Source organism: Jatrophihabitans sp. (assembly GCA_036399055.1).
Taxonomy (GTDB): domain Bacteria; phylum Actinomycetota; class Actinomycetes; order Mycobacteriales; family Jatrophihabitantaceae; genus Jatrophihabitans_A.
This window is the reverse complement of the sequence record DASWNX010000036.1, coordinates 153952-175760: the sequence shown is the minus strand read 5'-3', so window position 1 is coordinate 175760 and position 21809 is coordinate 153952. Positions and strand designations below refer to the sequence as shown.

Below are 21809 nucleotides of genomic sequence, written 5' to 3'. Positions count from 1 at the left end.
CCATGACCATCGGACTCTCCATCGTCGAACGTCTCGCGGCTCAACCTGGTGATAGACCCCTGGTGTTCCTCGATGACGAGTTGCGGCCGACCCACAGCACGCTCGGTGAGCTGCGCGAGCGAGCCGACACGGTGGCCGGCGCGCTGCGCCGCCGGTTCGGCATCGGTCCGGGCACCCGGGTGTGCTTGCTCGGCCGCACCAGCCCTGACACGATCGCGACGCTTTTCGGCATCTGGCGGGCCGGGGCCACGGTGACGGTGCTGCCCGTCTCTCGCCGTGCCAACCCGGGCGACCTGGAAGCCACGCTCGCCCGCAGGGTGAGCGCGGCCCATGCCAGCCTGGTGGTGACCGACCTGGCGACAGCGGCGACGCTGGGGGACCTGGCGGTTCCGGTGGTTGACTTCCAGTCGCTGGGACATGGCTCTGCCGGCGCCCCGCTGGCGGCGCCCGACCCGCACGACATCGCCCTGCTGCAGTTCACCTCGGGCACCACAGCCCTTCCCCGGGCTGTCGCAGTGACCCACGCTCAGTTGGTGACCAATTCCCATTCCCTGTTCACCTCGGGTGAGCTGGTCCCCGGCGACGGCTTCGTGACCTGGCTGCCGCTCTATCACGACATGGGCATGATCATGCTGACCGGCGCCATCGTGCACGGCTACACCGCCTACGTGATGGACACCCAGACCTTCGGAGCGCGGCCCGGCGCATGGCTGGAGACCATCTCCACCTACCGCGCCGCCGCCACGGGAGCGCCGAACTTCGCGTTCGGGCTGGCCGGTTACTACCTCTCCCTGGGGCGCGCCCGCTATGACCTGTCCTCGCTGCGGGTCGCCTGGAACGGGGCGGAGCCCATCGACCCGATGGCGCTCGACCAGTTCATCGCGACAGCGGCAGAGCACGGCCTGCCCGCCACCACGATGGCGCCTGGCTACGGTCTGGCCGAGGCCACCCTGGCGGTCACCGTGGGCCTGCCCCACGAGCGCTACCACACGGTGACCGTCGATCGGCTCGCTCTGGAGGACGGCCTGGCCCAGCATGTCGAGGACGGCGGGCCGGGCCGGACCTTCGTCGACTGCGGAGCGCCGCTGGCGGACACGAGTGTGAGCATCACCGACGACGACGGCAACCCGCTGCCCGACGGGCAGGTCGGCTCGGTGCGGGTGCGGGGCCCGGGCGTGGTGCGCCAGTATTGGACCCCCGACGGCAGCCCGCATCCCACCGAGATCCTCGATGACCAGGATCGGTTGATCACCGGAGACCTGGGGTTCTGCCTCGACGGGCGGTTCTTCGTGTGCGGCAGGCAGAAGGACATGATCATCGTGGCCGGGCGCAACCTCTATCCGGAGGACTTCGAGTTCACCGCCGAGCGGATCCCTGGCGTGCGCCTGGGTAACGTGATGGCTTTCTCCCTCCCCGACAGCGAGGAGATGGTGGTGGTCGCAGAGACCAACCTGCGCGAGAGCGGGGCTCAAGACCTGGTCCGCGCCGTGTCTGACACCCTGGCCGCCGAGTTGTCCTACACCCCGCACGACGTGGTGTTGGTGGCGCCGGGGACACTGCCCAAGACCAGCTCGGGCAAGAAGCAGCGGCACCTGTGCCGGGAGCAGTACCAGGACAAGGCTCTGACGGTGCGGGCGAGCGCGCAAGGACAGGGGTAAGGGCAGATGCAGGCAAGGCAAGGCGGCGAGCCGGCCGCGGGCCAGGGGCCGGCGGGCAGCCAGTGGTTGCTCGAAGTCGAGGCGCCGGCGTCGCTGCCGACCCTGGTCATCTTTCCGCACGCGGGAGCAGGCGCGGCCGCCTACTGGAAGCTGGCCCTGTCGGTGCGCGACGTCGCCCAGGGGCTCATCGTCCGCCTTCCGGGCCGGGAGAGCCGGCTCACCGAGCCGCTGTTCACCGATTTCCGACCGGTCATCCGGGCGCTGGCCCCCGTGCTGCGCCCGCGGTTGAGTGGCGACTTCATCCTGTACGGGCACAGCATGGGCGCGCTGATCGCGTTCGAGACCGCCAGGCTTTTCTCACTGGCCTACGGCATGCATCCCCGGCGGCTGATCGTCTCGGGCATGGAGGCTCCCCAGGATTGCCCGACCGGCCATGACAGGCACCTGATGACCGACGAACAGCTCTGGCGCCTTGTCACCGACATGGGTGGGCTGCCGCCGGAAGTCGCGGCCGAGCCCACGATGCGCCAGATGCTGCTGCCCGCGCTGCGCGCGGACTTTCAAATCACCGACGAGTACGCCTTTCGGGCCATGCCGTTGCTCAGCTGCCCGATCAGCGCCTACGCGGGCCGGCTGGACGCCGAGCTCGCGCCCAGCGTCATGCTCGGATGGCAGGCCCACACCACGGGGGAGTTCGAGCACACCGTGCTGCCCGGTGAGCACTTCTTCAACCTCGACAGCGACTCCGGCTTTCCGGAGGCGTTGGAGAAGTTGCTGGCACGCTGAGGGCTACCTCGCTGGCGCCGTCGCGGTGGGGACTGCCGCGCGCCGATCACGGCGAGGCGCCGGCCGGGGGAGTCAGGCCGGTTCGGCCAGCGGCGGCTTCCAGACGCCGGGCTCTGGATTCGGGCAGTCCTGGCTGGGCAGCTGATCCACCATGTGCTGCAAATCCTGCAACAGCGAGGTCAGCCGCTGGATGTCGGAGCGGACTTCGTCCATCCGTTTGTGGAGCACCGTCACCGCGTCGCCACAGGGGCAGGTGCCGGTGTCTCTGATGCTCAGCAGCTCTGCGATGTCGCTCAGTCGCAGCCCCAGCCGCTGAGTGCCCTGGATGAATTTCAGCCGGTCGACCGCGTCAGGCCCGTAGCGGCGGTATCCTGTGCCGCTTCGAGGTGGCTCCGGCAACAGCCCGAGCCGCTCGTAATAGCGGACGGTGTCGGGGGTGGAGCCCGCCGCTCTGGCCAACACCGCCACCGTCATGCTGTTCTGGTCAAGCTGCCTGGCTGCCATGCTGTCGAAGTCTACGTGCCCTCTCACCGCGACGGCAGTCTTCGGCGCCGCCTGTGCCGGAGGTCGCCAGTCAGGGTCAGACGGCCTGGGCGTCATCGGTCTCGGCGGTCTTGGTCTCGGCGGTGTCGGTCTCGGCGATGTCGGTCTCGGCGATGTCGGCCAGCAGAGCTCCGAACTCCGTGCCGGCCATCTCCACGGCCTCGGCTTGGCTCAGCACCCTGCCGATGTGCTCGGGATGCGCGGCCAGGTGGCGTTCGGCCAGCTCCCGGCTGGCGTGGAACTCCGTGTGCTGGCAGGCGTAGGCGATCGGCCCGCTGCACTGCGCGGCGGCGAGCAGGACGACGGCGGTGGCGGGCTCCCAGACCCATTCCCCCTCTGTGGCCGTGATCTGGATCGGCTCTGTGGTCATCGGATCCCGTGACAGGACACGGGCGCCGCTGCGGGCCATGGCAGGGATGCCGAGCGCGTCGACTGCGCACATGGCGGTGAGAGTCGGACCGCCATCCAGCACGACCTGATGAGCGGAGGCCCCCGCCGAGAGCGGATAGGCGATGAGGATCTTCTCGCCCGCCGGGTCGAGGTGGACGAGGTCGGCGTGGGCGAGCTCGTCGATCACCTGCTCCAGATCGAGCCCGTTGGCCAGTGCCAGGCTGCGCAGCCGGGCCACCGCCGGCGCCCGGCCGGTGCGCAGGAAGTCGCGTAGCAGCTGCCGGTGGACCTCGCGCACCGCGGGCGGCAGCTTTCGCTGGCTGGCCGCGATTCCTCCGCGCGCGACGGCGTCAATGCCATCGGGCAGGACTGAGCCGAATCCGATCGCCGAGTCGGTCATGGCGCGGTCTCGGTGGCCGAGGACAGCACCGGCACGGCGTCGGAGGGTTCGGGCGACGCCGCCGCCGTGCGAGCCCGGTGCCGTCGGGTGGCCCACGAGATCGGCAGGATCAGCAGGCTGACTGTGACGCCGACGCTCACCACCGACCATCCCCACTGAATGCCGCCGACGACCAGGATGACCAGGTTGACCGCGGACAGCAGCACCGCCAGCACGACACTGAACTTGCCCCACCGGAAGCTGCCGGGTCGGCCAGCCGGGCTACGGCGCAGCACGAGGTAGGCGATCGGCATCAGCACGAAGACGATGAGGTAACCGAAGTTCGCGGCGGCGACGACGTCGACGACGCTCGTTCCGAACACCACCAGCATGATCCCGATGACGACCGCGTCCCAGGCGATCGACCCGACCGGGGCGCCGCGCTTGTTGATCTTGGCGAAGAACGTCGGCAGGTGTCCGTCCTGGGCCATCTGGTAGACGGTGCGAGACGATCCGATGATGAAGGTCTCCGCGCCGAGGATGAGGACGGCGGCCAGGCCGAGTTCGACGAAGATCCTCCCGGTCGAGCCCAGCAGCAGGTCGCCTGCGTTGGCGAAGACATCGAAGGGATCGCCCTGGATGCCCTCGACGCCGACGAGTCCGAACAGCGCGACCGGAATCGCCGAGAAGGAGATGAAGCAAATGACCGCCGACACCGACATCACCCGCTTCATCTTCTGTTCCGGCCGCCGGATCTCCGCGCACACGGTCGAGGCCATCTCCGCGGCGTAGGCGGACCAGGTGGCGACGAAAGCCCATTTGGCGATCAGCGCCAGCTGGCTGCCGAGGCCGCCGTCAGATCCTTCGGGCCGCACGCTGGGCAGTACCTGGGAGAAGTCGAAGACCTGGGGTTTGAACAGCGGCCCGAGCACGATCAACGCGACCACGCCGACGGCCACGAGGGCCAGGGTCGCGTTGATCACGGTGGACAGCTTCAATCCCATGGCGGTGATGAAGTACAGCCCCGCGCCGATGGCCAACGCCAGCGCCACCGGGGGAACGCCGGGCAAGAACAGGTCCTCGAGGAAGGTGGCCGCCAAGATGAGGTTGACGGCGATTCCCGGAGTCCAAGCGAACCAGTAGCACCACGCCGACAGGGCACCGAGCGTCGGCGAGCCCTGTGGGAGGGCGCGGTAGGCGAATTGCGCCGTGCCGCCGGCTCGATCGGGAAAGCGGCTGGCGAGCTCAGCGATCAGCAGGCACTGAAGCCCGCCGATGGCAGCTGTGGCCACCCACACCCAGATGGACACGTTACCCAGTTCGCCTGCCATCGCTCCGAGCGAGACGACGACCATGAGTGAGCCACCGGTGGCCACCAGCACGGCGGTCATCCATGACGAGGTGATGGGAAGGTGACTTCGTCCAGGAAACAACCCGGAGTCGGCGGATCCGGCGCTGACAGCGTCTGACGACGGCTTGGTTCCAGGATTGTTTCCGCGCATGTTTGCTCCATTCGAGGAGGGGGAGTCGCAAGCCTGAGGCGGCACTGCTGAGAAAGGCAGCGGTGAATCGCCGCCGGACCACGGGGGGAGAGCGAGGTCCGGCGGCGTGCAGAGGGCATCACGAGCCAGGAGGCTCGAGTGTTAGATCAGGACACCTGGAAGACGAAGGCAAGATCGCCTGGAGAATCGCCTCGCGGTACGGCAGACACCTGACAGGGGACTTAAAGTAGACCAATGGCCTTGTTTACACAACGTCCTACGCCGCAGACACTCAGGAGGAATGCGGCGAGCGCCTAGAACATGGCCCAACCGGGACTCAGGCCCGGGATTGCCGCCGGTCAAAACCGCGGGCGGAGTCGGATTGCTCGTCCTCGGGCGCGCCCGATGCCAGATGTCCGCCTGGTCCCACTTGGGGGCAGTCGCACAGCGCCCGGCAGTCGCAGTCCAGGGCGTAGTCGATGAGCTCGATGAGCCCCTCCAGCTGGTTGATCTCACGCTGGACCTCGCAGCGCCGGGTCAAGGCCGCACGCCGCCAGGCGCCGTCGCCCGCCAGGTTGCCGTTCAGCAGCTCAGCTATCTCGGTGAGGCTGAAACCGATCTTCTGGCACACCTTGATCGCCGACAGGCGATGCAGCACCGAGGCCGGGTAGTGCCGCCGCCCGCCGATCTTCACCCCGGCCTTGATCAGCTCGCATCGCTCGTAGTAGCGCAGCGCCGAGGGAGCGATCTCTGACAGGCTCGAGATCTCGCCAATGGGCAACAACCGGTCACTCACTGCTTTCCCCCGAGGGTTGACTTGAACCCGACTTCAACGGCAACACTACCTTCGGTTGGGGTAGACATCTAGGTTTCAATACGCATACAGCGGGTACATTACCCGCCCCATACATCAGGCTGGGGGCACGCGAGAAGATACCCTACGTAGTCATTCCGGGGAGCGGAGGAGACCGCTTTCCGGGGTGGGTCCGGCGTCACGCGGCGACACTGCGACAAAATCGCTCGACATTTTTCCTGGAGAGAAATCTTCAACGACGGCTTCGGAGATAAATATGGCGAATGTTCTCAAAAAGGCTTATAACGCAACTTGGGGCAAGTACGTCTTTGCCGGCTTATACGACGCGTTCTTGGCCCGAGTGGAGAAGCACGGCCTGTCAGAGAAGCGGGCCGAGATGCTGGCCCCCGCGTACGGGCGCACGATCGAGCTCGGCACCGGCACCGGCCTGAACCTGCCCCACTACCCGGACTCGGTCACCGAACTGATCCTGACCGAGCCCTACCCGCCCATGGTCGCCAAGCTCGAGGAGAAGGTCCGCGACTACCCCAAGCGCGTTCAGCTGACGGTGGCCGGCGCGGAGCGGCTGCCCTTCCCCGACGCCAGCTTCGACACCGTCGCCGCGGCCATGATCCTGTGCACGGTGAGCGATCCCAAGGTGGTTCTGAAGGAGATCGAGCGGGTGCTCAAGCCGGGCGGGCAGTACCTGTTCCTCGAGCACGTGCGCAACCCCGACCCCAAGATCGCGCGCCAGCAGGACCTGGTGCAGCACGGCTGGTACTGGTTGGGCAACGAGTGCCACTGCAACCGGCCCACCCTGGACACCCTGGCCGGGTCCTCGCTGGAGATCGTGGACCTCAAAGAGGACAAGATGCCCGGCGCGTGGAAGTTCATCGAGGCGATGGCCATCGGCCGCGCCGTGCGGCGCGCGGACGGCGCCGGCGCCCAGGACCTCGGGCTCGCCTCGGTCGGCGTGAAGAGCTCGGCGATGTCAGGCAGCAGCAGCAACGGCTCGGCGCACTGCGACGACTGCTAAGCCCTCAGCGCGCCTCTCGTTCTGACAGAGCGCGCTGGATTGACTGCGGTAGCCGGGTGGCAGGGACCACCCGGCTACCGGCAGTTGAGGCCGCGATCGCTGAGGCCGCGTCGGCGCTTGACGTCGGCGGCCTCGGCTACGGCCAGATCCTGCCAGCCCATTCCGACGCCTTTGAAGACGCTGATCCCGCCTGCAGCCGCTACCGTGCCGTTTCCGGCGGCGCCGGTGACCTCGGCGAGGTCGAGGAGCTGATCGGCGTTCAGCGCCCCTGACGCGATCGCTTGAATGACGTCACCGGCCTCGCGCAGGGCCGTCGAGCGTTCTTCCACCACGACGCGGCCGGCCCGCTGGAAGACCACGTCGTCGAGCTCCCTGGCGGCGGGCTCGTGGGAGCCGACCGCGACGACGCAGGCTTGTTTCCGTAGCAGCCGGCCGTCGAAGACGGGGCTGCGAGCGGTGGTGGCGCACACCACGATGTCGGCGGTGGCGACGTCTGCGCCGGCGCCGGCCATGGCAGGCACGCCCTCTGCGCGGAGCCGGTCGATCAGCGCCGCCTGGCGAGCCTGATCTCGTCCGGCGATTCGGACCGTCTGGATTGGACGCACCGCGCCGATGGCGTGCGCATGCCCCCATGCCTGCGGACCGGACCCGAACACCAGCAGCGTGCTCGCGTCCTTGCGGGCCAGCGCGCGCACGGCCAGCGCGGACTGCGCCGGCGTGCGCAGCGTGGTCAGCGCCGTTCCGTCGACAAGGGTGCGCGGGGTCAGTGTGGCCGCGTCGAACAAAAGGTAGACCGCCTGGATCCGCGGCAGCCCCAGGGCGGGGTTGCCGGGCGCCACGCTCGTCAGCTTCACGCCCACCAGGTCGGCGCTGCGCGCCGGCATCATCAGCAGCTGGCCGTGAGCCTCGGCGGTCCCGAACCTGGCCGGGCCGCCGGTCAGGTGGGCGCCTCGGGCAAGCGCCGCCTCCAACGCCGTGATCGCCTCGGTCCAGGACACCAGCGACATGAGGGCGTCGGCGTCGAGATAGGGCAGTTCTGCGGCCACGCCACCTCCCCGCCCGGTAGGACTCGCAGTGCTGGACACCTCGCAGTGCTGGACACCTCGCAGTGCTGGACACCGCGCGGTGCTGGACACCGTGCAGTGCTATACACATAGCACTGCCTGCGACACCTGGCACTGCCTGAGCTCGTCGATTGCGAGTGACCCGAGATGCACCTGCCGACGGGCGCGGTGAGCGTGACCGATTACCACACTGCCGGTGAGCCGTTTCGCATTGTCACAGCAGGCCAACCCGAGATTCCCGGCTCGACGGTCCTTGACCGCAGGCAGTTCGCGCAGTCCTCGCCCGAGGTCGAGGCTGTCCGTGCGCTGCTGGTGAACGAGCCGCGCGGTCACGCCGACATGTATGGCGGGTTTCTCGTGCCTCCTGACGATGAGGGCGCCCACTTCGGCGTGCTGTTCTGGCACAAGGACGGCTTCTCCACAGCCTGCGGTCATGGCGCCATCGCCCTGGGCGCCTGGGCCGTCAACACCGGCCGGGTGCCCGCGGCGCCCGACGGCGACACCGACGTCGTCCTCGACGTTCCCTCCGGTCGCGTCACCGCGCGCGTGAGCTGCGCCGGCGGACGGGTTCGGCAGGTGACGTTCGGCAACGTCGCCTCCTACGTCCTCGCCAGGAAGGTGCCGGTGAGCACCTCCTACGGCCCGGTGCTGGCCGACGTCAGCTACGGCGGCGCCATCTACGCCTCAGTCGAGGCGGCCTCGGTGGGGCTGTCGGTGACCGCGGCGCATCACTCGGAGCTGATCGCGGTCGGCCGCGAGGTCAAATGGGCGCTCAATGACACGGAGTGGGCCAGGCACCCGAGCGACCGGCGGCTCGACGGTGTCTACGGCACGATCCTCTATGAGGACCTCGGACAGGGCGCAGATGGCCCGCACCAGCGCAATGTCACCGTCTTCGCCGACGGCGAGGTCGACCGATCACCGTGCGGCTCAGGCACGTCGGCACGGATCGCCGTCCTCGCCGATGACGGGCGGCTGGGCGTCGGACACACTCTCAGACACGACTCGATCATCGACACCACCTTCCAGGCCCGGGTGGTGGCCGAGGTCTGCGTCGAGGGCCGTGTGGGCCTCATCACCGAGATCGAGGGCATGGCCTACCTGACCGGCACAGCGACGTTCAGCCTTGATCCTGAGGATCCCCTCGGAACCGGATTCCTGTTGCGCTGAAGGGTCAATCGTGATCTGGCCTCGCCGGCTGCGGAGAATCTGACGGGATGTCCGACTCTGGGCCGTAAGCCGGTTTAGGCACGGGACTTCAGCGCGAAGGGGCCCGCCGCGTGATCAGGCCTGTCATCATCGGCGGTACTCGCGCCGCCCCGGTGAAGCAAAAAGGACTCGCCGCTGGTTCGAGGCCAAGGAGACGACGATGTCGATGTCGAGTGCACCCGAGGTGACTTCTGATGAGTCGGGGCAGGACTGCTCCGAACCGGCTGGACTGGCCGAACTGCAAGTCGTCGACCTGGCCATCGTCGGTTTCGACGAGCTGATCGGCCTCTCCGACGAGGCACTGGAGACGTTCTCCGACGGCGACACCATCGGCACGCTGGACCTCGCGGCGTTTCTCGCGCCCGGTGGCGGTTGGGGTGGCTCGGAGGCGCCGGCCCGGCGAGCCATCCCGATCGGCAGCCGCAACGGCCTCACCGTCACCTCGCTGAAGCGATCCACTGGCAGCACCGGATCAGATCACCACGTCGGGCAACGGCAGTCCTTCGCCGTCGACCTGTCCAACGGCGCCTCGCCCACTCCGCAGATGCTGCGCACCGCACGCCAGATCGCCGCGGCACTGGGGCACAGCTGGCCGGCGAACGGCTACCTCCAGACCGCGACGACTGCCCGCGGCTATCGAGCGCAGCTCATCTATGACTCCAGCGTCGTGCCCAACCATTCCAATCACGTGCACTTCGGCGTGCGGAAGGTGCGGTAGCGGCGATGGGATTCGACGCCCGCATCGCCCGAGCGATGCTGAAACTGGGTTACCGGGTCTTTCCGTTCGAGGCCTTCGACCGGTCAGGCAACCTCAAGCTCGCGCAGGTGGACTTCCCGCCCGATGTCGACGCCGGACTCGGCCGGATCGCGTCCAACCCGCTCTGGGGGGACCTCTACCGCACCCTGTCGCCGCTGGCCGCCGAAGGCGTGTTCATGGCGGGAATCGGCTTTCTCAACGACCGGGTGCAGGTCGCGCTGTTCCGGGCGACCACCTCGGTGCCGAACCCCGCCGCGGCGATGAACTGGGCCTCTGCCTATCACGGCACCGTCGAGGCGACCCTGCACGGTTATGCCGGGCGGGCGTATCTCCTGGATCCGAACCTGCGCAAGGTGATCGACAAGGCTCGCGGCTACCTGCCCCCGAGCGGCCAGGGCGTGGGCGCTGACGATCTGGGCGCCGGTTACGGAGACTCCGACGCCGACACCACAATCCAGACCGAGGACGAGTACGCCCCGGCAGCCGAGCAGCCGGTCGCCGCCACCGGCATCAACTGGGTGGCGCTGGGCCTGGACCTGCTGGGTGAGCTGCTGGTCAACGTCACGGTCCGGACCAAGGTGCTGACCACGGTGTGCTGGTACCCGCCGAGCGTCGCCGATCAGCCGTTCGCCAGCCGGTGGCGCCCGATCCACGCCGCCAACCTGCAGACCGGGGTGCTGACCGGGCACCGGTCGGCGCACCTTCTCTGGAACCCGGTCGGGTCGCCGGTGATCTGGAGCGGGGCCGGCGTCAGCTGGAAGGGACCGGGCCTGGACATGCCGGCCGCCCCGGCCCAGTGGTGCCAGGCCCTTCGACCGCTGGCCAACTGCCTCGGCTCACCGCTGACCGCCTCGGACGCCTCGGAGGTCTTGACCGCTTCGGACGCCTCGGAGGTCTTGACCGCCTCGGACGTATTCGACGCGCCGCAACCGACATGAGCGCCGCCGAGCCCGAGCAGTCCGACCAGCCCGACCAGTCCGCCCAGTCCGCCCAGTCCGCCCAGTCCGCCCAGTCCGATGAGGCCCTACCAGTCAGTGCCGAGCGGCTGGCCACCCTCAAGCAGCAGCTGGCTGCCGGCTTCCGCGCGGCCGGCCGAACAGGGCTGGCCGAGGCGGTCGACGGCGCGGACTTCACCCTGTGGGTGCGACAGGAAAGCGGCTGGAACCCGCGGGTGGTGTCGGGACGAACCAACCAGGGCAAGGTCAACGGCGGCCTCTTCCAGTTCTGGTACGGCCATGCCTGGGCGCAGCCGTTCTTCTCCAGAGGCAACGATTCGCGCGGGGTGTTCACGATGCCGCCCGCCGATCAGGCCCGAGCGGTCGTCCGGCATTTCCCGCACGTCACCGCGGCGATGGTGCGCACGTACGCCCGGCAGATCCGCAACGGAACCTACCGCGGCTGGGGCTGAGCCAGCTGTTGACCGCAGTCCCCGGACCGGACAGAATCCGCATAACTTGACCTGAACGACCTGAACCCAAGCACAACCGGCGGCGCCGGCGCGTGCCTACCGGAGGTAGAGATGCTCGGACAACGCACCACCCGCAGAACCCGCATAGTCGTGGCCGGCTGCGCCTTGGCCGCCCTCACGGCGCAGCTGAGCCCCGCCTACGCCGGCAGCGCCCGGCCGCAGGCCGGCCCCGGCTCGACCGGAACCGCCAGCGTCTTCATGGTCAACCCCGTGCAGTCCAGCGGCAACCAGAACCTGGTCGATGACAACGACTCGGCTACCGCGGTGCCGGCGAGTGAGTACGCGACGGTGCAGCTGCGCAACCTCGACGGCTCGGGCTACCTCACCGGCAAGTATGTGAGCGTGCAGTCCAGCACCGGCACGCCGGCCTACTCCGCGACCAACACCTTCGTCTTCAACCGGCACGAGGACCAGTTCGAGCAGGTGATGGCCTACTTCTGGGTCAACCAGGCTCAGGAGTACCTGCAGTCCCTCGGATTCGGCACGACCCTGCGACCGGTCAACGCAGAGCAGCAGCAGGTGAAGATCAACCAGTACGGCGGCGACAACTCCTACCAGACCGACAAGCCGTTCCGGATCCGGATGGGCAAGGGCGGGGTGGACGACGCCGAGGACGCCGAGGTGATCGTGCACGAGTACGGCCACGCCGTGCACGCCGCCCAGGTGCCTGGCTACGGCACCAGCCTGCAGGTCGGCGCCATCGGCGAGGCGTGGGGCGACTACCTCAGCATCACCGTCGGCCTGGACGCCGCCCGGCAGTACGGCTGGCCGGTCAGGGCAGATCTGGCGTGCGCGATGGACTGGGACTCGGTCTCCTACACCAGCACGGCGCCGCACTGCCTGCGCCGGGTGGACACCAACCTGACCATGGCCGACAGCACCGGTCAGGTCCACCACGACGGCATGATCTGGAGCCGGGCGCTGTGGGACATGCGCAACAGCTACATCTCCCTCGGTCTGGGCAGCCGGCGTGCCGACACCACGATCGTGGACGCCCAGTTCGACTTCGCACCCGACACCTCGTTCAGCGCGGCTGCCAAGGCGACCTATGACAAGGCGCTGGCTCGTGACGGCGCCGCTGCCGCCAAGGCCGTCCGGACCGCTTTCGCCAACCGGGGCATCACCTTCTGACACGGCTGAACCTGTGACCGGCACGCGCTGAGCCGCTGACCGGACTGAACTCGGGCGGCGTCGCCTTCGGGCGGCGCCGCCCGAGTTCAGCCGCGGGGCCGGGTGAGGGTGAGGCACACCGACGACATCACGGGCCGTCAGCCGCTGGACAGCGCGACCCGCTGAACCACGTGCAGCTGCGAGTCGGTCTCGCCCGCGCGGCTCTGCGCCAGCTCGACCATCGCGATCCGGCCGGCCGCGGTGAACGTCATCAGCTCGTTGCCGAAATACGGCCCCGCTTCACGGGTCCAGCGCAGCTGGGTGCGGGGGACCCGTGTGACGACGCTGAGCAGCGAACGGGTGGTTCGTTCGGCCAGAGAACTCCAGGCCAGCCGGAATGCCACCTTCATCGCGGTCGGCACGTAGTTGTGCAGAGGTGAGCAGGTCAGCTGGTAGACCTGCGCGTGCACCGGCTCGTCATAGACCGCCCGTGCCACGTAGGCATGGTGGACGTCGCCGGACAGCACGCACACCGTTGCCGGGGCGCGATCACCTCGCTTGCCCTGGGCGACCTCGCGGATGAGGTCGGCGAGTTTCTCGAAAGAGCTGTGGAACGCTGCCCAATGCTCCAGATCAGCCGCCTGGCGCAGCGACTCCGACCATCGGGCGATCCGGGCGCCCCGAGCGCCGTCGGCCAGGGCCTCGTTCCACGATTCGATGTCGTGCAGCGCCCGCGCCAGCAGCCAGGGCAGCGAGGTGCCGACGAGCAGGTGGTTGTAGTCCCCGTTGGCCTGCTCGCTGATCCACGCCAGCTCGCTGTCTGAGACCATGCTGCGCTGGCCATCGAGGATCCGGCCGCACCGTGAGTCGATCATCAGCAGGCGGACCGGTCCGAAGTCGCGCCGATAGGACCAGCGGGTGCCTTTGGCGCCGTCGGCTTCGGCGTCGGCGTGCTCGGCGAAGGACCTCAGCAGCGGCTCGGCGTCAGCGCCGTAGCCGCGGACCTTCTGGTAGAGGGCGTCGGCGGCCAGGTCGTCGGGGGACAGGTTGCCCAGGTGCTGGTAGACCCAGTACGAAGACAGCGCGCCGATGATCCGCTCGGCCCACCAGTCGGTGGTCTGCATCTGGTCTCGCCAGGCCCGCGAGGTGTTCCAGTCGTCGCAGACGTCGTGGTCGTCGAAGATCATCGAGCTGGGCAGGACCGACATCAGCCATCGCACGTCGGGGTCGTTCCACGACTCGTCGTAGAGCCAGGTGTACTCCTCGAAGTCGGCCACCTGCTCACGGGAACCGGTCGTGATGTCACGCCGCTGGCGGATTCTCTGCTGGGTCGCCTCGGTGGTCTCGTCGGCGTAGACCTGATCGCCGAGCATCAGCACCGCGTGGGGCCAGTCCGCCTCGTCCTGGTCGGCCAGCTGCCTGGCCAGCATCATCAGGGCGTCGGGGTCGAAGTGGTCATCGTCTGCGACGGTGGCCGAGCGGGCGTAGCGGCACGAGCCGAACGCGATCCGAACCGGCGCGTCGGCGTCGATGGTGCGGATCCGCGGGCGCGGCCGGGGGTCTTCCGGCAGCGGCCAGACGGTCTCACCGTCGAGTTGAACGTCATAGGTGATGCTCTGCCCGGCGGGCAACCCGCTCAGCACCACCAGCGCGTAGTGATGCCCGGCCACGCACCAGGTGGACTCGCGCTGGCCGAGGATCTCCACAACACAGGACCGGTCGGTCTCGACCCAGATGGTGGCGTCGTCCTGTCCGACGTGGCGTAGAGCGGGACCCAGCACGAGTCGCGGGCTACCGGGCGATGGGCTTGCGGCGTTAGTCATGGTGGCCCCTTAACCCCAGATGCGGACCTTGACGGTCCGCCGGAATCCTACCGTCGCGGTCGGATGGGCGTGCTCGGCTCTTGCCGTGAACGCGCTCGAGCCCGCCCTCACCTCAGTGAGGACGGGCTCGAGCTGACGGCGCGCTCACCCGCGGGCAGGGGGTCTTAACCCCCTTGGCCTCGCGTGCGGTCGCCTCAGACGATCGGGGCGAAGGCCTCGGTGCCCGGGACCAGCGAGAGGCCGGGCATGCCGTGGGAGTTGGCGTAGGCCAGCTCCCTGGCCAGGTTGCCGACCCCGTTGGCAGCGGGCAGAGGCGCGAGCTGCACGGTCGACAGCGTGCCGAGGGCGTTACCAGCCGGGTCCATGAAGCCGGACCCCGAGTCGCCGGGGATGCCCGGGGTCACGGTGTACACCGTGTGGCTCCAGCCGTTGCCCTCATCGCCGAGGCTGAGGCCGGTCTTGGGCGAGAGCAGTTCGATCCCGCCACGCAAGATGGAGTTGCCGTAGCTGTAGACCTTGTCGCCGGTGGCGGTGCCCTGGGTGTTGAGCGCGACCGGACCGCCCCAGAACGGCACCGACGGGTTCACGTTGCCCACGTAGGGCGCGTCCACCTTGACCACGGCGAAGTCGTTGTAGGCGCAGGTGTCGGGGTCGGTCTCACCGGCCTGCCGCATGGCTATCCAGGACGAGTACGCCAGGGTTCCGGTGCCGACCTGGGTGCCAGAGCTGAGCAGGCCGGCGCCCTTGTTGAAGGTGACCGGGGTGCCGAGCGGCAGCGACTGGGTCGAGCAGCCGTCGGTGTCGGTCGCAGCGCCGGTGCCCGCGCAGTGCGCGGCGTAGCCGACGTAGGTCGACACGCCGTCGCTGAAGACGAAGTTGGCGGTGCACTGGGCGCCGTTGGTGAACATCTGGGTGCCCGGATGGATCGTCGCGCTAGCGGCTGGCGCCCAGCTCGCCGCGGCGTCGGCGGCCGGCACGGCGACGAAAACTGGGATGACGGCCGCGCTGGCCACCACGGCCAGTGCTCGTTTGAACCCGATCGACATACTCACTGGTCCTCCTGTCCGGGGACACCGATGTGTCCTTTGGTGAGGTAACGAGGCGCCGGGGTCGGGGTTACGGGGAGTAGGCGGGCGATCACCGACCGGTGCGCGTGGTGGCCGGGGCTGCCGAGTCCGCCAGCGGCCGGCGCGGCCTGACCGTTTCGTCGGGGCGGTCAGCGACCTGGTCGCGGCCCAGTGCTTTGGCCAGGTACATCGCCTGGTCGGCCCGGTGGAGCAGGCTCTCGGCGCTGGCGTCTGCCGGCTGCAGCTCGGCGAGGCCGAAGCTGGCCGTGACGCTGGAGCCGATCGCGGCGATCTCCTGGGAGCGCAGCCGCAGCCGCAGCCGCTCGGCGACCAGCCTGGCGTCGGACAGGTCGGCGTCGGGCAGCAGCACCACGAACTCCTCGCCGCCCACCCGGGCGCAGATGTCGGTGTCGCGGACGGTGTCGCGCAAGGTTCCGGCGACACTGCGCAGCACCTCGTCGCCGGCCGCGTGGCCGTGCCCGTCGTTGATCTGCTTGAACCTGTCCAGGTCGAACATCACCACGGCCAGCGTGGTGCGGGTCCGTCGGGACCGGGCGATCATCGCGGCGAGGGAGTCATAGGCGCTGCGCCGGTTGGCCAGGCCGGTCAGCCCGTCGTAGGCGGCGTGGAATTCGGCGGCGGCCTTCAGCCGCCGGAACGAGGCCAGCATGGCCAGCAGCACGATCGCCGACGCCATCACGGTCAGCGTCCTGCCGGTGTACCAGCCCAGGCTGTAGCGGTAGCGCGAGGAGTAGGTCAGGCACAGGTCGCAGAGGCAGACCAGCACCGCGACGCTGCTCCAGCGCTCAGGTCCCACACGCCCGCGCACCGCCCTGGCGCACACCAGCAGGCTCGCTATCACCAGTGGCAGCGCCACGGGGGCGGTCACCTTCGCCATGCTGCTGGTGTCCAGGCCGTGGATGAGCACCGGCAGGTGCTCTGCGTAGACCACGCAGCCGGCCACGGCGATCAGCGCCGCGGCGCTCATCGCCGCCACCGCGCCGACCAGCATCGACGAGCGCCGCCGGTGCTCGACCCGATCGAGGAAGGACCAGGGCGCCCAGGCCGCGCCGAGCAGCACCGGAAAGCCGACATGCCAGCCGATGTAGAGATAAGGGGCGACCGAGGCGGTGGCGGCCAACGGCGGATGGCTGGACACCACCCCGGGAAACGCCAACGCGTAGCCGGCCATCACCAGCAGCGACCACAGGTAGGCAAGCGACATCCCCAGCATCCTGCGGTCACCGCTGTCCAGGTACTCCCCGGCCAACAGCCAGACCGACATGATGTCGAAGCAGGCCACCGCGGCCAGCACCGCTGGGACGTAACTCGTGGTCGCTCCGAGCTGATGGCTGCCCAGCGGCAGCACGAGCAGAGTCACCAGCACCGCGACCGTCGACACGGTCAACGTGCTGCGGCGCGCTTTGCTGATGCCTTTCACATCGCCTAACATCGGCAGCCCGCCGCGCTTCACGAGGTTTAGGACGAGTGCTGCGCTCCGGGTGACATGGGCGGATTCAAGGCGTCGGCATGGATATGCCAGCTGCCGATACCAGGAGTTGTGATGTTGCCGGAGAACCAGCAGCCGACAGAGGCGTCGGGTGGCTTGAACGCCGAGGTCGACCGGCCGGCGCAGAAGACCGGTCGCTGGGTCGTCACCTTCGCCGACGCCGGAGACCAGAGCGCGCACGTCGCGACCCTGCGCTCGGCCGGTGTGTCGAATGTGGTCAGCTCCCTGGACTTCCAGGGCCAGGCGGTTCAGGTGGCCCAGACCGAGTCCAGCGACGCGGTCATCTTCAGCGAGCTCGGGGTGGCCGTGGTCTCGGCAGATCCGGCCCGGGCGAGCGAGATCCTGTCAGCCGCCGGTGGCGCGGTGGTCTCGGTGGAACCGGAGTACGTGCACCACGCGCTGGGCGGCCCTGGGGGCGATGAGTACCTGCGGGGCTATCGCGACGGGGTCAACGACGTCAGCGCCCGGCTGCTGGCCGACGCGGGCGCCAGCTCCGCGCGCGAGGCCCGAGCGCCGAAATTCGCAGACGACGCCCAGTTCAGCTGGGGGTTGCAGGCCAGCTGCGTCTCCACCTCGCCCTTCCTCGGCGCCGGGATCACGATCGCGGTCCTGGACACCGGTTTCACCTTCGGCCATCCGGACTTCGCCGGCCGCGACATCACCTCCCAGTCCTTCGTCCAAGGGGCCGCCACAGCCGAGGACGGGCACGGGCACGGCACGCACTGCGTCGGCACCGCGTGCGGGCCGCAGAACCCGGCCTCCGGCATGCCGCGCTACGGATGCGCGTCCGAGGCCTCGATCCTGGTCGGCAAGGTGCTCAGTGACCAGGGCTCGGGCGATGACACCTCTATCCTCGCCGGCATCAACTGGGCGGTGGCAAACCGGGCCGAGATCATCTCGATGTCCATCGGCGCCGACGTGCCGGAGGTCTCTCAGGTATATGAGGTCGTCGGTCGCCGGGCGCTCAACCGGGGCTGCCTGATCGTGGCGGCGGCCGGCAACAACGCCCGCCGCGATCAGCTCTCACTGCCGCCTGAGCAGCGCTTCGGCTTCGTCGGCATCTCGGCTAACAGCCCGTCGGTCCTGGCAGTGGCGGCCCTGGACGAGGAGTTGGAGATCGCGGCCTTCTCCGCGCGCAGCCTGGCAGGCGTGCACGGGGGCAACATCGACATCGCCGGTCCCGGCGTGCGGGTCCTGTCATCCTGGAACCTGCCCCGGCCCGAGCACGGCGACCAGCACTACCGCAGCATCTCAGGGACTTCTATGGCCACCCCGCATGTGGCCGGCGTCGCCGCGTTGTGGTCCCAAGCCCGGCACGTCACCGGGCGCCACCTGTGGACGACGCTTACCCAGCAGGCTCAGCGAATGCGGCTGCCTTCGGCCGACGTCGGCTGCGGGCTTCTGCAGGCTCCGCAGTGACCGGATGGCGGCGTAGCATGCCGCCATGGCTATGACTGCGATAACGGTCACCGTTGACGACGCGCACCTGGACAAGATCGAGGAACTCGCCGCCCAGCTGCGCGACAGCGGCATGCAGGTCGATCAGGTGCTCAACGAGGTCGGCGTCATCTGCGGTTCAGCGCCCTATGAGTGTCAAAACGACTTGTGCGCCGTTCCCGGGGTGGAGTCCGTCGAGGGCGCGCGTGCCTTCCAGCTGCCGCCGCCGGAGTCCTCCGTCCAGTGACGCCAGCGGGCCCAGCCCGCGATGTTCTATGGTGACAACAGCCGCCTGCCACCCCAGGTACCGGTCAGCTGGGACGACATGCTCACCGGTCGGCGGCCTCGGGGACATCTGATGGCAAAGACACTCTCTCAGCAAGTAGTGGTGATCGTCGGGGCCTCCAGCGGTATCGGCCGGGCCACGGCGCTTGAGTTCGCCCGCCGTGGCGCGAGTGTGGTGGTCGCCGCCCGGACGGTCTCGGCGCTGGACTCGCTCGTCCAGGAGATCGCCAGTCAGGGCGGCCTCGCGCTGGCGGTGCCCACCGACGTGGCCGATCCGGAGCAGGTGCGGGCGCTCGGCGAGCGGGCCGAGGCGCGATTCGGGCGCATCGACACCTGGGTCAACGCGGCCGCGGTCGCGGTCCTGGGCCGTGTCGAGGACATCTCCGACGCGGAGTTCGACCGGGTGATGCGGGTCAACTTCCTCGGTCAGGTGCACGGCGTGCACGTCGCGCTGCCCGCGCTGCGCCGTGCCGGCGGCGGGGTGATCATCGGAATCTCCTCGGTCGAGGGCATCCGAGCGGTGCCGCTGCACGGGCCTTACACCGCGAGCAAGTGGGCGGTGCGGGCGCTGTATGACAGCTTGCGGATGGAGCTGGCCCAGGAGGGCTCCCCGATCGCGGTCACCACGATCCTGCCCGCTGCCATCGACACGCCCTTCTTCGAGCACAGCCGCAGCAAGCTGGGATCGATGCCCAAGCCGCCGCCGCCGCTGTACGCCCCCGAACTCGTCGCCGAGGCGATCGCGCGCGCGGCCGAGCACCCGACCCGGGAGGTTCCGGTCGGCGGCGCCGCGGTCGGCTTCTACGTGGGACAGCGGGTGTCGCCGGCGCTGACCGACGCGCTGATGTCGATCCGGCGGCTGGGGAAGGAGACCATGCGCTCGGATCGGCCCGACAACGGCCGTGACAACGTCGATGAGCCGATGGAGGGCCTGGGGCAGGTGCACGGCAACTACCCCGGCCACATCCTGCGGCACAGCGTGATCACCAGCCTGCTGGCCCGCACCCCTCGTCCGGGCGAGCTGCTGACCAGCGTCGTCAACCGGTTGCATTCGACGCAGGCCGGAGACAAGTCAGGCGGTGCTCAGTCCAGCGCGGTGCGCACCGAGTAGAGCTCGGGAAAGAAGGTCTGCTCCAGCGCCTTGCGCAGGAAGGCCGCGCCGCTGGACCCGCCGGTGCCGGTCTTCTTGCCGATCATCCGCTCCACCGTCTTGACGTGCCGGAAGCGCCAGAACTGAAAGGCGTCCTCGATGTCGACCAGTGCCTCGCAGGTCTCGTACTCGCTCCAGTGCTCAGCCGGCGAGTCATAGATGATCTTGAAGGTGTCGATGAGCTCGGGAGTGAAGCGGTGCGCCTGCGTGACGTCGCGCTCGAGGACCGCGGCGGGGACCGGGCGACCTTGCCGGGCCAGGTAGGTCAGGAACTCGTCGTACAACGTGGGTGAGTCGAGCAGTTCGGTGAGCTGGGCGTGGACAGTCGGGTTCTTCTCGAACATCTGGAGCATGCCGGCGTTCTTGTTGCCGAGGATGAACTCGACGGCTCGGTACTGGTGGGACTGAAAACCTGACGCACTGGCCAGCGAGTGGCGAAAGCTGAGGTACTCGCTGGGAGTCAGAGTCGCCAGGATCGTCCACTGATCGGTGAGGGTGCGCAGGATGCCCTTGACCCTGGCCAGCCGCTTCAGGGCCAGCCCGACGTCGTCTACGCGCAGCCCCTGGCGGGCGCCGTCCAGCTCGTGCAGCAGCAGCTTCAGCCACAGCTCACTGGTCTGGTGCTGGATGATGAACAGCAGCTCGTCATGAGCCTCCGGCCGTGACTTGGGATGCTGGGCGCCCAGCAACTCGTCGAGGTGCAGGTAGTCGCCGTAGGACATCTCGTCGCGAAAGTCCAACCGGATGCCGGCCTCGATGCCGCGCCCGACGTGGTGGCCATCGGGCTGGTGGTCATCGGGCTGGCGGGCCGCCGGAGCGCCTTCGGCGGCGGCGACCGCGGGACCGTCGTCCATCATCGCGGGCCCCCTCTGTCACCTCTGGCGAAGCCTGTCGCCTGGAGTGAAGTCTCAAAAGAAACCTCACCATAACATCGACCGGGGCGTGGGAGATCGGGGTCCGCCGCCGGGGTGACGGCTCAGGATTCGGCCTCCCAGGACAGCTCGACGCCGCGTTGGGCACGGCGGGCGAGAATGGAAATCGAGTCATCGACGATCGTGGCCAGGTCATAGACGACAGGTGTGTCACGGGCGTCGTAGGTGATCCGCTCGGCGACCAGCACCGGCCGGCCGGCGGGCTTGCCGACCGCTGCGGCGACCGAGGCCGGCAGCGCCCTGGCCCGAAGGCTCTCCGTGGCCCGCACGATCGCCAGTTGGCACCGCTGCTCCAAGGAGCGGTACAGCGAGGCTTGCTCGAAGTCGACGCTCAGCAGCGTCTGCGACCAGGGCAGCGGAACCCAGGACACCTGGTGGACGGCCGGGCGGCGCCCGATCCGGCGCAGCCGCTCCAGCCGCAGGGCCGGCTCACCACGGGCCCGGCCCAGCGATGCGGCGGCGCTCGCCGGCAGCGCCCGCCGCCGGCTGCTCAGGACCACGGTCGCCAGCTCGACGCCCTGCGCCCGCAGGTCCTCTGCCAGGCTGTTCAGCGAGCGCAGGTCCAGCGTCGGCACCGGCGTGACGAACGTTCCCCGGCCGGGCAGCTGAGCGATCACACCGTCAGCCTCGAGCACGCTCAACGCCTGCCGGAAGGTCATCAAGGTGACGCCGTACTCCTTGCTCAGCAATGCCTGCGAGGGAAGCGGCTGGCCCGGCTTGAACTCGCCCCCTCCGATCCGGGCGGCCAGGTCCTGGCTGATCTGCCGGTACTTCGAGATCCCTGCCCTGGGCACCGAGTCGTCCTCTCTCTGGTCTGCGGCGGCTGCGCGGCGTGGTCACCCTCATGCCGCGCCGATCCGGACGCAGTGACCGACGAGCCGAAGTGTGGTCAGCCCTTCTAGAAGTCTAGGCGCCCTTGCAGTGGTAAGGT

At 68.9% G+C, this 21809-nt stretch carries 21 protein-coding genes; 11 read left to right on the top strand and 10 right to left on the bottom strand.

Going from position 1 to position 21809, the window contains the following annotated elements:
- Positions 1-2: 2 nt before the first annotated feature.
- Both VGB75_17140 and VGB75_17135 read left to right on the top strand, forming a co-directional pair.
- On the top strand, positions 3-1658 hold the full coding sequence (locus VGB75_17140; GenBank protein ID HEY0168774.1) for an AMP-binding protein: 1656 nt from the start codon (positions 3-5) through the stop codon (positions 1656-1658).
- 6 nt (positions 1659-1664) lie between these two features.
- Positions 1665-2444: an alpha/beta fold hydrolase gene (locus VGB75_17135; GenBank protein HEY0168773.1), complete on the top strand. Its 780-nt coding sequence runs from the start codon at positions 1665-1667 to the stop codon at positions 2442-2444.
- Positions 2445-2516: 72 nt separating this feature from the next.
- Here the strand turns inward: VGB75_17135 and VGB75_17130 are convergent, their stop codons facing one another.
- The 4 genes from VGB75_17130 to VGB75_17115 form a co-directional block, all read right to left on the bottom strand.
- Positions 2517-2948, bottom strand: coding sequence for a heavy metal-responsive transcriptional regulator (locus VGB75_17130; protein ID HEY0168772.1), 432 nt, complete (start codon positions 2946-2948; stop codon positions 2517-2519).
- 76 nt (positions 2949-3024) lie between these two features.
- The gene (merB, locus tag VGB75_17125) at positions 3025-3777 is read right to left on the bottom strand and encodes an organomercurial lyase (protein HEY0168771.1); all 753 of its coding nucleotides are present in this window, start codon (positions 3775-3777) and stop codon (positions 3025-3027) included.
- Positions 3774-5147 carry an APC family permease gene (locus VGB75_17120; protein HEY0168770.1) on the bottom strand — a complete coding sequence of 458 codons (1374 nt, stop codon included), beginning with the start codon at positions 5145-5147 and terminating at the stop codon, positions 3774-3776. Before VGB75_17120 ends, merB begins: the two co-directional genes overlap by 4 nt.
- Before the next feature lie 427 nt (positions 5148-5574).
- Positions 5575-6033, bottom strand: coding sequence for a MerR family transcriptional regulator (locus VGB75_17115; protein ID HEY0168769.1), 459 nt, complete (start codon positions 6031-6033; stop codon positions 5575-5577).
- A gap of 274 nt (positions 6034-6307) precedes the next feature.
- Here VGB75_17115 and VGB75_17110 point away from each other — a divergent pair, with 274 nt between their 5' ends.
- Positions 6308-7066, top strand: a complete 759-nt coding sequence (locus VGB75_17110; GenBank protein HEY0168768.1) for a class I SAM-dependent methyltransferase — start codon at positions 6308-6310, stop codon at positions 7064-7066.
- Positions 7067-7140: 74 nt separating this feature from the next.
- Here the strand turns inward: VGB75_17110 and VGB75_17105 are convergent, their stop codons facing one another.
- Entirely contained in the window at positions 7141-8112 is a 972-nt protein-coding gene (locus VGB75_17105; GenBank protein ID HEY0168767.1) for an ornithine cyclodeaminase family protein, read from the bottom strand.
- 165 nt (positions 8113-8277) lie between these two features.
- Here VGB75_17105 and VGB75_17100 point away from each other — a divergent pair, with 165 nt between their 5' ends.
- The 5 genes from VGB75_17100 to VGB75_17080 all read left to right on the top strand — a co-directional run bounded on the left by VGB75_17100 (position 8278) and on the right by VGB75_17080 (position 12695).
- Positions 8278-9300, top strand: a complete 1023-nt coding sequence (locus VGB75_17100; GenBank protein ID HEY0168766.1) for a proline racemase family protein — start codon at positions 8278-8280, stop codon at positions 9298-9300.
- A gap of 199 nt (positions 9301-9499) precedes the next feature.
- Positions 9500-10057, top strand: a complete 558-nt coding sequence (locus tag VGB75_17095) for a hypothetical protein (GenBank protein ID HEY0168765.1) — start codon at positions 9500-9502, stop codon at positions 10055-10057.
- Positions 10058-10062: 5 nt separating this feature from the next.
- Entirely contained in the window at positions 10063-11034 is a 972-nt protein-coding gene (locus VGB75_17090) for a hypothetical protein (GenBank protein ID HEY0168764.1), read from the top strand.
- Positions 11031-11504, top strand: a complete 474-nt coding sequence (locus VGB75_17085; protein HEY0168763.1) for a hypothetical protein — start codon at positions 11031-11033, stop codon at positions 11502-11504. The genes VGB75_17090 and VGB75_17085 overlap by 4 nt, the downstream gene beginning before the upstream one ends.
- Before the next feature lie 111 nt (positions 11505-11615).
- Positions 11616-12695 carry a M36 family metallopeptidase gene (locus VGB75_17080; protein HEY0168762.1) on the top strand — a complete coding sequence of 360 codons (1080 nt, stop codon included), beginning with the start codon at positions 11616-11618 and terminating at the stop codon, positions 12693-12695.
- A gap of 137 nt (positions 12696-12832) precedes the next feature.
- Here VGB75_17080 and VGB75_17075 read toward each other — a convergent pair whose 3' ends face one another.
- The 3 genes from VGB75_17075 to VGB75_17065 all read right to left on the bottom strand — a co-directional run bounded on the left by VGB75_17075 (position 12833) and on the right by VGB75_17065 (position 16966).
- Entirely contained in the window at positions 12833-14455 is a 1623-nt protein-coding gene (locus VGB75_17075; protein ID HEY0168761.1) for an alkaline phosphatase D family protein, read from the bottom strand.
- Positions 14456-14691: 236 nt separating this feature from the next.
- Positions 14692-15543 (bottom strand): serine protease, encoded by an 852-nt coding sequence (locus VGB75_17070; protein ID HEY0168760.1) that lies wholly within the window; start codon positions 15541-15543, stop codon positions 14692-14694.
- Between the two features lie 91 nt (positions 15544-15634).
- On the bottom strand, positions 15635-16966 hold the full coding sequence (locus VGB75_17065) for a sensor domain-containing diguanylate cyclase (GenBank protein ID HEY0168759.1): 1332 nt from the start codon (positions 16964-16966) through the stop codon (positions 15635-15637).
- 162 nt (positions 16967-17128) lie between these two features.
- Between VGB75_17065 and VGB75_17060 the strand changes: the two genes are divergently transcribed.
- The 3 genes from VGB75_17060 (at position 17129) to VGB75_17050 (ending at position 19907) form a co-directional block, all read left to right on the top strand.
- Positions 17129-18493, top strand: coding sequence for a S8 family serine peptidase (locus VGB75_17060; protein HEY0168758.1), 1365 nt, complete (start codon positions 17129-17131; stop codon positions 18491-18493).
- A gap of 25 nt (positions 18494-18518) precedes the next feature.
- Positions 18519-18758 carry a hypothetical protein gene (locus VGB75_17055; GenBank protein ID HEY0168757.1) on the top strand — a complete coding sequence of 80 codons (240 nt, stop codon included), beginning with the start codon at positions 18519-18521 and terminating at the stop codon, positions 18756-18758.
- Positions 18759-18869: 111 nt separating this feature from the next.
- Positions 18870-19907, top strand: coding sequence for an SDR family oxidoreductase (locus VGB75_17050; GenBank protein ID HEY0168756.1), 1038 nt, complete (start codon positions 18870-18872; stop codon positions 19905-19907).
- On the opposite strand, the gene VGB75_17045 is transcribed toward VGB75_17050, so the two are convergent.
- Together VGB75_17045 and VGB75_17040 are read right to left on the bottom strand one after the other, a co-directional pair.
- Positions 19880-20803 (bottom strand): tryptophan 2,3-dioxygenase family protein, encoded by a 924-nt coding sequence (locus VGB75_17045; GenBank protein HEY0168755.1) that lies wholly within the window; start codon positions 20801-20803, stop codon positions 19880-19882. The two genes, VGB75_17050 and VGB75_17045, sit on opposite strands and share 28 nt — an antisense overlap.
- A 119-nt stretch (positions 20804-20922) precedes the next feature.
- A complete protein-coding gene (locus VGB75_17040) occupies positions 20923-21672 on the bottom strand; it encodes a GntR family transcriptional regulator (GenBank protein ID HEY0168754.1) in 750 nt (249 codons plus the stop codon).
- Positions 21673-21809: the final 137 nt, after the last annotated feature.

Coding starts and splice junctions, on each gene's coding strand:
- VGB75_17140 (HEY0168774.1), top strand. CDS start 3: ATGACCATCGGACTCTCCATCGTCGAACGTCTCGCGGCTCAACCTGGT.
- VGB75_17135 (HEY0168773.1), top strand. CDS start 1,665: ATGCAGGCAAGGCAAGGCGGCGAGCCGGCCGCGGGCCAGGGGCCGGCG.
- VGB75_17130 (HEY0168772.1), bottom strand. CDS start 2,948: ATGGCAGCCAGGCAGCTTGACCAGAACAGCATGACGGTGGCGGTGTTG.
- merB (HEY0168771.1), bottom strand. CDS start 3,777: ATGACCGACTCGGCGATCGGATTCGGCTCAGTCCTGCCCGATGGCATT.
- VGB75_17120 (HEY0168770.1), bottom strand. CDS start 5,147: ATGACCGCCGTGCTGGTGGCCACCGGTGGCTCACTCATGGTCGTCGTC.
- VGB75_17110 (HEY0168768.1), top strand. CDS start 6,308: ATGGCGAATGTTCTCAAAAAGGCTTATAACGCAACTTGGGGCAAGTAC.
- VGB75_17100 (HEY0168766.1), top strand. CDS start 8,278: ATGCACCTGCCGACGGGCGCGGTGAGCGTGACCGATTACCACACTGCC.
- VGB75_17095 (HEY0168765.1), top strand. CDS start 9,500: ATGTCGATGTCGAGTGCACCCGAGGTGACTTCTGATGAGTCGGGGCAG.
- VGB75_17090 (HEY0168764.1), top strand. CDS start 10,063: ATGGGATTCGACGCCCGCATCGCCCGAGCGATGCTGAAACTGGGTTAC.
- VGB75_17085 (HEY0168763.1), top strand. CDS start 11,031: ATGAGCGCCGCCGAGCCCGAGCAGTCCGACCAGCCCGACCAGTCCGCC.
- VGB75_17080 (HEY0168762.1), top strand. CDS start 11,616: ATGCTCGGACAACGCACCACCCGCAGAACCCGCATAGTCGTGGCCGGC.
- VGB75_17070 (HEY0168760.1), bottom strand. CDS start 15,543: ATGTCGATCGGGTTCAAACGAGCACTGGCCGTGGTGGCCAGCGCGGCC.
- VGB75_17060 (HEY0168758.1), top strand. CDS start 17,129: ATGTTGCCGGAGAACCAGCAGCCGACAGAGGCGTCGGGTGGCTTGAAC.
- VGB75_17055 (HEY0168757.1), top strand. CDS start 18,519: ATGGCTATGACTGCGATAACGGTCACCGTTGACGACGCGCACCTGGAC.
- VGB75_17050 (HEY0168756.1), top strand. CDS start 18,870: ATGGCAAAGACACTCTCTCAGCAAGTAGTGGTGATCGTCGGGGCCTCC.
- VGB75_17045 (HEY0168755.1), bottom strand. CDS start 20,803: ATGATGGACGACGGTCCCGCGGTCGCCGCCGCCGAAGGCGCTCCGGCG.